The 11,838-nt window shown below is 65.1% G+C and carries 12 protein-coding genes; 7 read left to right on the forward strand and 5 right to left on the reverse strand.

What is annotated here, in order from left to right; translation table 11 throughout:
* The first annotated feature begins 2 nt into the window (after positions 1-2).
* Positions 3-446, forward strand: a complete 444-nt coding sequence (locus FG486_RS03055) for a MarR family winged helix-turn-helix transcriptional regulator (protein ID WP_066274434.1) — start codon at positions 3-5, stop codon at positions 444-446.
* 57 nt (positions 447-503) lie between these two features.
* Positions 504-1,643: a LysR family transcriptional regulator gene (locus FG486_RS03060; RefSeq protein ID WP_422125041.1), complete on the forward strand. Its 1,140-nt coding sequence runs from the start codon at positions 504-506 to the stop codon at positions 1,641-1,643.
* Positions 1,644-1,719: 76 nt separating this feature from the next.
* Here the strand turns inward: FG486_RS03060 and FG486_RS03065 are convergent, their stop codons facing one another.
* From FG486_RS03065 to FG486_RS03080, 4 genes are all read right to left on the reverse strand, one after another.
* A complete protein-coding gene (locus FG486_RS03065) occupies positions 1,720-4,116 on the reverse strand; it encodes a TonB-dependent receptor (protein ID WP_181266398.1) in 2,397 nt (798 codons plus the stop codon).
* Between the two features lie 254 nt (positions 4,117-4,370).
* Entirely contained in the window at positions 4,371-5,216 is an 846-nt protein-coding gene (locus FG486_RS03070) for a p-hydroxycinnamoyl CoA hydratase/lyase (RefSeq protein ID WP_181266399.1), read from the reverse strand.
* A gap of 103 nt (positions 5,217-5,319) precedes the next feature.
* Positions 5,320-5,781, reverse strand: coding sequence for a MarR family winged helix-turn-helix transcriptional regulator (locus FG486_RS03075; RefSeq protein ID WP_181266400.1), 462 nt, complete (start codon positions 5,779-5,781; stop codon positions 5,320-5,322).
* 43 nt (positions 5,782-5,824) lie between these two features.
* Positions 5,825-6,295, reverse strand: a complete 471-nt coding sequence (locus tag FG486_RS03080) for a DUF2269 family protein (protein ID WP_066274447.1) — start codon at positions 6,293-6,295, stop codon at positions 5,825-5,827.
* Between the two features lie 187 nt (positions 6,296-6,482).
* Here FG486_RS03080 and FG486_RS03085 point away from each other — a divergent pair, with 187 nt between their 5' ends.
* From FG486_RS03085 to FG486_RS03105, 5 genes are all read left to right on the forward strand, one after another.
* Complete coding sequence (locus tag FG486_RS03085) at positions 6,483-7,421, forward strand: LysR family transcriptional regulator (RefSeq protein ID WP_181266401.1); 939 nt, start codon at positions 6,483-6,485, stop codon at positions 7,419-7,421.
* Positions 7,422-7,508: 87 nt separating this feature from the next.
* Positions 7,509-8,408, forward strand: coding sequence for a sterol desaturase family protein (locus tag FG486_RS03090; RefSeq protein WP_181266402.1), 900 nt, complete (start codon positions 7,509-7,511; stop codon positions 8,406-8,408).
* Positions 8,405-9,982 carry a tetratricopeptide repeat-containing sulfotransferase family protein gene (locus FG486_RS03095; protein WP_181266403.1) on the forward strand — a complete coding sequence of 526 codons (1,578 nt, stop codon included), beginning with the start codon at positions 8,405-8,407 and terminating at the stop codon, positions 9,980-9,982. Before FG486_RS03090 ends, FG486_RS03095 begins: the two co-directional genes overlap by 4 nt.
* A gap of 17 nt (positions 9,983-9,999) precedes the next feature.
* The gene (locus FG486_RS03100) at positions 10,000-10,356 is read left to right on the forward strand and encodes a hypothetical protein (RefSeq protein ID WP_181266404.1); all 357 of its coding nucleotides are present in this window, start codon (positions 10,000-10,002) and stop codon (positions 10,354-10,356) included.
* Between the two features lie 127 nt (positions 10,357-10,483).
* Positions 10,484-10,828 carry a UrcA family protein gene (locus FG486_RS03105; RefSeq protein WP_181266405.1) on the forward strand — a complete coding sequence of 115 codons (345 nt, stop codon included), beginning with the start codon at positions 10,484-10,486 and terminating at the stop codon, positions 10,826-10,828.
* Between the two features lie 61 nt (positions 10,829-10,889).
* Here the strand turns inward: FG486_RS03105 and FG486_RS03110 are convergent, their stop codons facing one another.
* Positions 10,890-11,819: a Vgb family protein gene (locus FG486_RS03110; protein ID WP_181266406.1), complete on the reverse strand. Its 930-nt coding sequence runs from the start codon at positions 11,817-11,819 to the stop codon at positions 10,890-10,892.
* Positions 11,820-11,838: the final 19 nt, after the last annotated feature.

Below are 11,838 nucleotides of genomic sequence, written 5' to 3' on the forward strand. Positions count from 1 at the left end.
TTATGGCCAAGAATGATCCGCCCGCCGCATTGCATGATCCGCTCGATGCCCTGCTGGGCTACCAGCTGCGCCGAGCCTCGAGCGTCATGATGGCGGACCTGGCCGCGGCGCTGCGCGAGACGGGGCTGCGCCCGGTCGAGGCGTCGATCCTGCTGGTGATCGAATCGTCCCCCGGCTGCACGCAGAGCGACGTGGGGCGGTTGCTCGCGATCAAGCGCGCCAACATGGTGCCGCTGATCGCAGGGCTGTTCAAACGCGACCTGATCTATCGCGCGCCGGTCGATGGCCGCTCGCAGGCGTTGTTCCTCTCGCCTGCTGGCGAGACCATGGCCCGGGACGCGCGCAAGGCGATCGACACCCACGAGCAGCGGTTCCAGGTGCTGTTCGAGGATCGCCAGGTTGCAGCCCTGCTCGACGGGCTGCGGCTGATCCGCAAGCACGGCTAGGCGCGGCAGGCCGTGCGGCACGCCATCCACCCGTCGTCGCGATAGGGGCCAAGCTGCATGATGGAGAGCCTCAACCTGCGCCATCTGCGATCGGTGGCGGCGATCGCACGGCTCGGCAGCCTGTCTGCCGCCGCGAGCCAGGTGAACATCTCGCAGCCCGCGGTCACCCAGGGCCTGTCGAAGCTGGAAGCGCAGCTCGGCATCGCGCTGTTCCACCGGCTGCCCGAGGGCATGCAGCCGACCGAAGCTGCGGCTTTGCTGGCCCCGCGCATCGAGCGTGCGCTCGACCATATCGGCAGCCCGCTGGTGACGATGGCGCAGATGCGCGCGCTGCTGACCCTGGCCGAGGGCGGCAGCTATGCCCGCGCCAGCGCGATCACCGGCCTGTCGCAGCCCGCGCTGCACCGCGCGCTGGCCGATCTTTCCATCGTGCTCAAGCGATCGATGGTGGAACGTCGCGGCAAGGGCATCGCGTTCACCGAAAGCGGTCGCCGGACGGTGCGTGCCTTCCGGCTCGCCCGCGCCGAGTTGCGCGCGGGTCTGGCCGAGGTCGAGACGCTGAAGGGACGCGAGGTCGGCAGGATTGCGGTCGGTGCGATGCCGCTTTCTCGCGCGCGGATTCTGCCCGAAGCGGTGGCGGCCTTTCATGCCCAGCATCCCGAAGCGCGCATCCTGGTGACCGAAGGCGCGTTCGCCGATCTGATCGAGCCGTTGCGCGACGGCGATCTGGATGTCATCGTTGGCGCCTTGCGCGATCCGTCCCCCGGAGAGGATCTGGAGCAGCAACCGCTGTTTCTTGACCGACCGGCGATCATCGGGCGCCGCGATCATCCGCTGGCCGGCGGCGAGGCCAGCCTGGCGCGGTTTGCCGAATATCCGTGGATCGCCTCGCCCCAGGGCACCCCGCTGCATGCCCGCTGGCGCGCGATGTTCGAGAATGCGGGGCTGGAATTGCCCCGCGTCCCGATCGAGTGCGGATCGGTGATCGCCATCCGCCATATCCTGGCCAGCAGCGACTTTCTCGCCATGCTTTCCCCCGACCAGGTCGGGCTGGAGCTTTCCACCGGATTGCTCGCGATCATTGGTGAAGTCCCCGCCGAATTGAGCCGAACGATCGGCATTACCACCCGCAGCGGCTGGCGCCCGACCAGGGTGCAGGCCGCCTTTCTGGCGCAGCTACGGCTGGTATCGCGCTGACACGCCACCCAGCCGCATCACATAAGAAAAATCTAAATCTGGCCGTAGCTTGTTGTGCCCGAACAGCCGTCCGGCATCAGAATTCGAAGCTCGCCTGCAGGAACCATTGCCGCGGCCGGGCGAAGATGCGCTCGGCATAGCCAAGCGTCGCCAGCGATGCGTTGCCCTGGATCAGGTATCGCTCGTCGAACAGGTTGGTAAGGCCGCCCTGCAGCTTCCACCCATCCTCGTGCGACAGCGTCAGCGACGCATTGCCAACGAAATAGCCGTCCTGCTCGATCTCCGGCACGCTGCCGGTGATGAACACCAGCGACGAGGTGTACGATCCGTCGAAGCGCGGCGTCAGCTTCATCGCATCGGTCAGCTGGAAATCATAAGCGATCCCGAAACTGCCCTGGAACGAGGGCGTCAGCGGCAGGTCGTCGCCGGGCAGCACGGTGGCGGTCGCACCCGGGATGGCGGTGATCGACAGGATGTCGTCGTCGAGCAGGCTCACCGACGCATCGAACACGAAGCCGCCGGCGCGATACGAGGCTTCGGCCTCGAACCCGCGAATGCGCGCCTTGCCGGCGTTGAACAGCAGCGGCACGGGCCCGGCGCGGAATATCAGCTGGATATCCTGGTAATCCGCCTGGAAGGCCGCGAGGTTCAGGCGAAGCGCGCCGAAGTCCATCTTCGCGCCGAGCTCGTAGCTGTCGACCGTTTCCTCATCGAACGGGATCGGCACATTGCCCGCCGGTGCGGCGTTGTACCGGGTATTGAAGCCGCCCGACTTGAAGCTGCGCGCATAGGAGACATAGGTGCTCAGCCAGTCGGAAACCTGGTAGCGCACGCTCGCCGACCCGGTCAGCGCCGAGAAGGTCTCGCGATTGGGGGTCGGGAAGATGAACAGCGGACCGCCCTGCGGTATGGCCAGTGTCGGCAGCGGGTTGGGATCGGGCCGGGTCGAGGGGAACAGGTTGAGCACCGTGCCCTGATAGGTCTTGCGATCCTCGGTATAGCGCAGCCCCCCGGTCAGCTCGAGGCCGCTTGCCACCTCCCAGCTGAGCTCGCCGAACACCGCGAAGGACTTGGTCTCGAGATCGGACAGCTGCAGATCGCGGCTTCCCGGTCCGCCGGCGAGGATCGAAGCGATCACCGGCGGCGAAGGCGGGAACGAAATCGGCACCGAGGCGCGCTCGTTGGTGTCCTCGTCGAAATAATAGGCGCCGAGAATGCCGTTGACCGGGCCGGCATCGAGCTGGAGCTGGACCTCCTGACTGAACTGCTTCGACTGCGCGCCGACATCGGTGGTCAGGATCACGAACGGGGTGTTGTCGGCGTCGCGAATACCGCGCGAATCGGTATCGCGATAGGCCGTGATGCTCTTGACCGTGAGCGCTTCGGACAGCTCCAGGCTCGCCGTGGCAGAAAGACCCCAGACCTTGGACGTGCTTTGCACCGGCGCGGTGCCGCCATTGGTGAAGGGACCGCGGTTGTAGAAGTCATTTGCGCAACGCGGGTCGTTGATCAGCGGCACATTGGGTGCGCCGAAGCGCGGGTTTCCGGGCGTCAGCGGCGCGAAGGGAATGGTCGCGCCGGGACAACCGGCACCGACACTGGCGATGGCCGGAACGGGGGCCTGCTCGTTGATCCCGGCAAAGACAAAGGGCGCGCCATTCTCGTTGCGCTCGGTATAGTCGCCGCGCAGCAACAGGGTGAAGCTCGGCGATGCCTCCCATTTGAGCGATGCGTTGAGCGTATAGACATTGTCGTTGCCCAACCTCAATCCATCGAATTCGCGCCGGACATAGCCGTCGCGGCTGCGGAACCCGCCCGAAACACGCGCGGCGAGGTTGCTGGCGATCGGCAGGTTGAGCGCGGTCGAGCCTTCAATGAGATTGTCTTCGCCGGTGCGAAGGCGGCTGCGCCCCGAGAAACCGTCGAAATCGGGCTCGCGCGTGTTGACCAGGATCGCGCCGCCAATGGTGTTGCGACCGAACAATGTGCCCTGCGGACCGCGCAACACCTGCACGCTTGCAATATCACCGAGCTCGATCGTGCCGCCGACCGAGCGGCCGACATAGACATCGTCGATATAGACGCCGACGCCCGGATCGACCGCCGCGGTCGGATCGAGCTGGCCAATGCCGCGGATGAACACCACCGCTGCCGCGCTGTTGCCCGAAAGCTGTCCGGCGGGCTTGAACTGCAGGCTGGGGGTGAAGCGCTCCAGATCCTGTGTCTGGGTGATCTGCCGATCCTCGAGCGCCTCTCCGCTGAACACGGTGACGGCCACCGGCGTTTCCTGCAGCGATTCCTCGCGGCGGCGGGCGCTGACGATGATTTCCTGCGGTTGCGAACTGTCCGCCCCTGCCTGGCTGTCCGGGCTGGTGGCTTGAGCCCATGCCGCTTGCGGCGGAGCGAAAAGCGCGAGCAACCCGAATGCAGTGCTGGTCGTGGCGCGGATGCGGATCTTGCGAATCAGGCTCATGGCATTCTCCCCATGGTACATTTCTCGTCCGGAAATGCTATGTGAGAGAACATTGCAGATAGACCCTGGCGGCTCTAATCAGATTTGCTGCTTGCCCATAAGAAAATTCTAAGTCTGTTTGACGCCATCCGACGCTTAGCGGCTCAGGCTCTCGCAGGAGCGGCTGCCACCCACGCGGTGCCAGACGAACCCTTGCACGAAGGCGCAGGGCGACAACGGGCCGCCGCGACTTGGCGGCGCCTCACATGCCGGGCTCAGCCCTGCCCGGGCTTGCCCGCCGCCTTGTCGAGGTCATAGGCCCCAAGCCCCGGCTTGTAGCTCTTTTCGTCGATGAACTGGCGGATGCCTTCCTTGCGCCCGTCGGTCTTGTCGTGGAAATTGGCCGCTTCCTGCATGCGGACCAGATAGTCCTCTGCCTCGTCATAGGTCATCACGCCGACCCGCCGGACCGCATCTTTTGCGAACTTCAGCGCGACCGAGTTCTTCTTGAGCAGCAGCTTCGCCACCTCGGTGGTGCGCGCCTCGAGCCGGTCGAGCGGCACGCTCTCGTTGACCAGCCGCATCGCGCTCGCCTGCTTTCCGTCGATCAGCTCGCCGGTGAGCGTCAGCCACATCGCGTCGCGCATCGGCAGGAGATCGACCACCACCTTGGTCACCCCGCCGCCCGGCAAAATGCCCCAGTTGATCTCCGACAGGCCGAATTGCGCCTCGTCCGCGCAGATCGCCAGATCGCACGCGAACAACGGGCCGAAGCCGCCACCGAAGCACCAGCCGTTGACCATCGCGATGGTCGGCTTGTGGAACCAGCGCAGGCGGCGGAACCAGCCATAGCTCTCGCGCTGCGACTTGCGCACGCCGCGCAGCCCCTGCGCCTCGGTCTCGCGGAAATATTCCTTCAGGTCCATGCCGGCGGACCAGCTGTTGCCCTCGCCGCCCAGCACCAGCACGCCGACATCGTCGCGATATTCGAGATCGTCGAGCACCTCCATCATTTGCCGGTTGAGCGCGGGATTCATCGCATTGCGCTTTTCGGGCCGGGCGAATTTCACCCAGGCGATGCGATCCTCGACGCGGACCGAAACGACCTGATCTTCGGACATGCTATCACCCCTTCTCATTTTCCCACGCTCGACATCGGCATAAATTGTATGCCAAGCGTACAATCTGCGCAATCGAAAACGCAAGCTCGCGCGTCGCAACAGGTCAGGCGTCCGGAAGGGCCCTGCGCGGCCGCGGGCGTGGGCTTTGCCTCGCGATCCTTTCGAGCATCGCGCCCAGAAGCACCGCCTCTTCGCCGGTCAGCGTCTCGACCAGCGCCCTGTCCGCCGCGTTGATCGCGGCCAGCATCGTAGCCATCTGCTCTTCGCCGCTGGCCGTCAGATGGAGGGCATTGGTGCGCGCATCGCGCCCTGGGCGGCGCTCGATCAGGCCGCGCTCCTCAAGGATGTTCACCTGCCGCATGGCGCTCGACCGGTTGATGCCGAGCGCGTGGCCGAGCGCGGTCTGATCGCAACCGGGATTGTCGCGGATCAGCAGCAATGCCGTCATCTTGGCCGGAGACAGGCCGAAGGGCTCCAGCGCCCGGCGCGCATCCCGCTCGGCGATCAGGCTTGCCCGCTGCAACTGGTACCCAACCAATTGCCGCAGATCCTGGCCCTGCTTCAAAGGCATCGGCAAATCTCCCCGGGCCCTGTGCCCCGGAGGCATATTAGCCAGGTTTGTCGAGCATGAAATAGAGCGCAGCGACCAGCGGCACGGTGGCGACCAGCCCCCAGAACAGCCAGCGCCGTGCCAGCGTGCGATAGGCTTCGGGCACATCGCCCGCATGTTCGAATGCCCGCGCCATGCGCGCCTGACGCACCTGGATGGGGATGAGAATGCCGAGCCAGATCACCCCGGCCGCAACGAAGCTGATCTGGCTCCACAACAGCCAGGCGGGCCCCGGGAAATCGTAACGCGCCTCGTACATCGCGCCATAACCGCCGATGATCGTCAGCACGATGCCTGGCACCGTCAGCCCGAAATCGGTGCCGGTGACCATGCGCTGGCCGAAGCCGATGATCGAGGCGTTGCGCGTACGGTCGGCAAACACCTTCCACACTGCGGTCACCGTGATGTTGCCCAGCAGCAGGATGACGCCCAGCACATGCGCAAACTTGTAGATCGAAAATGCCGTCATGCCCTGCCCCGGATCGCTGGCCCACCAGCCCTGCCGACAATGCTAGACGCTTGCAGACCTCGTGTCTGCGACAAACTGTCTGTATTTTCTGACACTTCTCGCCGAACCGGGCCATAGCCTTGGACGAGCATATTGCGCAGACGGCATCAATCTGGTCTATGATCTGGGCTCACAAGGGGATTGCCACATGCCCGATCGGGAACCGCTGATTGACCGCAAGTTCGCCAGCCGGGTGGACTGGAACCTGCTGCGCACCTTTGTCGATATCGTGCGCGCGGGCGGCATCGGTGCGGCGGCGCGCAAGCTCAACCGCCAGCAGCCCAGCATCAGCGCGGCATTGAAGCGGCTGGAGGACCATGTCGGCACCGTGCTGCTGATCCGCACCGCAACCGGGGTGGAGATGACGCCCGCAGGCAAGGCGATGATGGCGCTGTGCGAGGACATGCTCGAATCGGCGCGGATGATGCCCCACCAGATCGCGCAGGCGACCAAGCGGGTCGAGGGCTTTGTACGCATCCAGATCGTATCGGGCCTGATCTCGCCCGAATTCGACGAGGCGATCGCCAGCTTCCACCGCCGCAACCCCGATATCCATATCGAAATTCGGGTGTCGCCCTGGCGGCAGGTGCTCGACGCGCTTGAACAGGGCGAAGTAGAGATCGGGGTGAGCTATGACAGCGCGGTGCGCGGCGGACTGATGTACGAGCCGCTGCTGGTCGAGCGCCAGCAGCTCTATTGCGCGCGCTCCAGCCCGCATTACGGCCATCGCTACAGCCGGCTCACCGATCTGCGCGACGAGCATTTCGTGCTGACCGGCGACGACGAGATCGAGCTCATCACCAATCTGCGCCGCCGCAATGGCCTAGGCACCAAGGTCAGCGGCCTGGCCGAGGACATCAACGAGGCACAGCGGCTGGTTCGGCTGGGCGTCGGCGTCGGCTTTCTCCCTGTGCCCGCAGCGGAAGAGGATGTGGCAAAGGGACGGCTCTGGCCGATGCTCTATGCGGACATCGAGCCTGCCTATGACATCTATTTGCTCGCGCGCACCGATCCGGCGCGCGATACCGCGACGCAGCTTTTCTGGGACGAGGTGTTCCGCCGCGTGCGCGCGATGCGCGAGGCATAGACACAGCCTATGACTTTCATCGCATTTTTGCCTCTCCCGACATGATGCGGTGCAGCGCAGACTTCCGGCCGGTTTCGGAGCTGCGCAATGACGATTTCCTTGAAGGACAGACTGTTCAACCTTGTTCCGCCTGCAATGGTGGCGCTGGTCGTGCTGTTCTGGGCCTATGCGCCCAAGGCGGTGACGAGTATTCCGTGGATGCTGATCGTCACCTCGTCGCTGATCACGCTCACCGTGCTGCTGCTCGAATTCGTGCACGAGCGGCATGCGGGCTGGCGGATGAACTGGCAGGAATTCCGCACCGACCTTTTCTATGTCGTGCTCAGCTCGACCGTCATCGCCTGGCTGAGCAAGACGCTGGCCGAAGACCCGCTGCTCGCGCTCAAGGACTGGCTGGGCATCAGCACCACCTGGATGGCCCAGGTGCCGTGGCTCGTGCAGGTGATCATGGTCGTCGTGATCCTCGAATTCGGCCAGTACTGGATGCACCGGCTGATGCACAATGTGACGCCCTTCTGGCTGACGCATGCGCCGCATCATCACATCACCCAGCTCAATGCAGCCAAGGGCTATGTCGGCAATCCGATCGAGCTGTTCCTGATCAGCCTGAGCGTCCTCGCATTTTTCGATTTCGATCTGACCGCGCTGTTCGCCGGGCTCAACGTGCTCAACGTCGTCTCGACCTTCGCGCATGCCAATGTGAAGGCCGACCCGCCGATCTGGTATTCGTTCGTCTTCACCACCATCCGCCACCACAGCCTGCATCATTCGACCGATTACGAGGCGACTCGCTGCAACTATGGCAACTCGCTCATCCTGCTCGACCGCATCTTCGGCACCTACAAGGAGGGCGAAGGCGTGCTGGTCGGCCAGGACGACCGCAAGCGGCTCACCATCTGGGAACAGACGATCTTCCCCTTCGTGCCGCTGATCGACCGCTGGAAGGCCCGGCGAAGCGATAGCGGCGGGAGCGAAGCGGCGGCATGATCGACCTGCGCGCCCGGCGGATCGACGCGGCGCGCGAGGCGCTGGGCCAGGGCGACCTGCAGGCGACGCACAGGCTGGCGGCCTCGCTTATCCATGACGATCCGCGCGATGCCGAGGGACATTTTCTGCTCGGCGTGACGCTCGCCGATGCAGGGCAGATCGCTCCAGGCATCGCGAGCCTCGAGCGCGCGGTCGCGCTTGACCCGCAGGGCGAATATCGCGCGCAGCTCGCCAAGCTCTATGCGATGGTCCGGCGCGAGGGCGATGCGGCGTTCGTGCTCGAACAGGCCGAAACCGCGCTTCCCGCCGACGCGCTGAGCCGTGACACCATGGGCTGCGTCTATGCGCGCCTGGGCAATCATTCCGCCGCGCTCGGACATTTCCGCGAGGCGGTGCGGCTACAGCCGTATAACAGCGAATATCGCTACAACCTCGCCGTCACACTCAATTTCCTCGGCCGCGTCGACGAGGCCGAGGCTGCGCTCGAGGCGCTGATCGGCATGGCGGGTGACCATGCCCGCGCGCACCATCTGCTCGCCAGCCTGGGCAAGCAGAGTGCACAAGCCAACCATGTCGCCCGGCTCGGCCAGACCTATTCGCGGGCACGCGAAGGGCGCGACCGGCTGCTGCTCGGCTATGCGCTGGCCAAGGAGCTCGAGGATATCGGCGAGCCCGAACGCGCGCTCGACATATTATGCGAGGCCAATGGCGAGCACCGCCGCGCGCTCGATTACGACTTTTCGCGCGATGCGGCCAATTTCGATGCGATCGAGGCGAGCTGGGCCGATCTGAAGGCCGCTCCGCCCGCCCGCGACGATGGCGATGCGCCGATCTTCATCATCGGCATGCCGCGCACCGGCACCACGCTGGTCGACCGCATCCTGTCCTCGCACCCTGAGGTCGAGAGCGCGGGCGAGTTGCAGGCGATGCCGCTGGCGGTCAAGCGCGGTGCGGGCACGCGCAGCCGTAACGTGCTCGATCCAGAAACCGTGGCGCTCGCGGCCCGCGCGGACATGGCCGTGATCGGCCGCGACTATCTCGGGCGCGCGCAGCACCACCGGCGCGATCCGGCGAAGCACTTCATCGACAAGTTCCCCGGCAACTTTCAATATGTCGGCTTCATCGCGCGCGCGCTGCCCAATGCACGGATCATCTGCCTGCGCCGCCACCCGATGGACACGGTGCTGAGCAACTTCCGGAACCTGTTCGCGGTGAGCTCACGCTATTACGATTACAGCTACGACCTGCTCGACATCGCAGCCTATTATGCCCGGTTCGACCGGCTGATGCGCTTCTGGGCCGAGCAGCTTCCGGGCCGCGTGCTGGAAGTGCAGTATGAGGATCTGATCGCCGACCAGGTCGGCCAGACGCGCCGCCTGCTTGACCATGCCGGGCTCGACTGGTCGGACGATTGCCTATCCTTCCACACCAATGCCGCGCCGGTTTCCACCCCCAGCGCCGCGCAGGTGCGCCGTCCGATCTACAGCGATTCCGTCGCGCGCTGGAAGCGCCATGCCGATGTGCTGGCGCCGGTATCGCAGTTCTTCCAGCAGCACGGCATCGACGCCGCATGAAAAGGAGTGCTCCCCCGATGATGCGCCTGACGATGATCGCCGCCGCAGCGATGGCCGCCTCTCCTGCCCTTGCTCAGGGCGAGGCTGCTCCCCGCACCCGGGTCGTCGAATGCGGAGTCGAAAGTTGCCTGATTGTCTCGGGCAGACGAGCCGATATGAGCGCTCCAGTCAGCATCAACGGCCATGATGTCACGACCACGGGTCGTCACCATTGGCAGGCGCGCATCCCGGTCAAGACTGTGCGCCACTGGTCGGAACCCTATGCGCGCAGCATCGAGGTTTCGGTGGGAAATGAACGGCATAGCACCCGGCTGCCCGTCGGATTGCTCGGGACGCGCGGCGATCTCGCCATGCTGGTCGTCTCGGTCAAGTAATAACGGGGTCAAGGTAGAGTAATAAAAATACAAAACCGGGTTATATATTGAAAGTTTTCTCCCGCGCGGCTATAGCGGTCGCCAGCGGCCGCAGAGCTGCAATTGTCTGACGCAGGAGAAAAAACCCATGAAGACCCGGCTCGTGGCGCTCGCCACCGTCGCGTTCGCCCTGACGGCCACCGGAGCCGCCGCGAACGAAACCGCCACCAATCCCTTTGCCAAGGATCAGGCGATCCTCAACCTCGCGGATCTCGACCTGTCGACCGCCGACGGCCAGCAGCGTCTCGCCATCCGCGTCGATCAGGCAGCCCGCACGGTCTGCGGCGATCGCCTGTCGGGCGTGCATCTCGCCGCCGAAGCCAAGACGCAGGAATGCCGCGCATCGGTCGCTGCCGATGTTCGCGCGCAGATCGAACAGCGCCTCGCGCGCGCCAGTACCGCATCGGGCGCAAAGCTCGCCTCGCTGCGCTGATCGTCTTGCCCTGAACCGCGACCGGCCAACCCTGCTGCAGGGACGCCCGGTCGCGGGCAAGTCATTTTGCTGACGTCAGGATCGGCTGCGGCCACCAGGTCAGCGTGTGCACGTCATGCGCCGAGGTCCACAGCCCGTCGGTGGCATAGCGAAGCGCACCGCTGCCCTCCGCCTTGCCGAGCCGCGCGACCACGGTCAGCCCCTTGGGATCGATCGCGACAAAGGTCTGGTCCTCGGTGGTGCGCAGCCACACCATCCCCGCGCCAGTATCGATATCGCCCCATTTCAGCTCCTTGCCAACCTTGACCCGCCCGGTCACCTCGCCGGTAGCAGGATCGATGCGCGCCACCGTGCCGTCGCCTTGTTCCTGTACCCAGACCGCACCCTCGCCCGCCGCCGAAAAGGCCGGCGAGTTGCCCAAAGCCGTCGTCTTGGTCACCGCGTTGATGGCGGGGTCGATCCGCTGGATGGTCTTGCCGTCGCTGCTGATCGCCCAGAGGGCATCGAAGCCGAACACCAGATAATGCGTGCCCGGCGTCACCGTGATCGTCGCAATGACCGCATTGGTGGCAGGGTCGATACGCGACACCACACCCTTGTTGTCGCTCGCCACCCAGACCGATCCCGCGCCCGCGACCACGTTCAGCTCGCCCTTGGGATTGGCAATGCCGGTAGCGATGGTGGCGACCTTTTCGGCCTTGGCGGTGTCGATGCGGACGACCGCGTTCTCCTTGCAATCGGCGACCCAGAGGCTGCCCGCATGGATCGCCATCGCGCCACAGGGACGCGCCATCTCGACCGCTGCCAGCTTGCCGCTACGCGACCAGCGTTCGACCCGGCCCGCATTGGTCGCCCAGACGCTGTCGCCTTCGACCGCGAGGAAATCGGCAAAGCCCGGCACGTCGATCACCTGCTCGGCCGAGGCCGGGGTGACGATCAATGCGGATAATCCTGTGGCCATCGCGGCGGCAGTCTTGCGGAACCTGGTCATGATCGTCCCCTTGCTGTTG

This window comes from Blastomonas ursincola (assembly GCF_013607875.1).
Lineage (GTDB): Bacteria > Pseudomonadota > Alphaproteobacteria > Sphingomonadales > Sphingomonadaceae > Blastomonas > Blastomonas ursincola.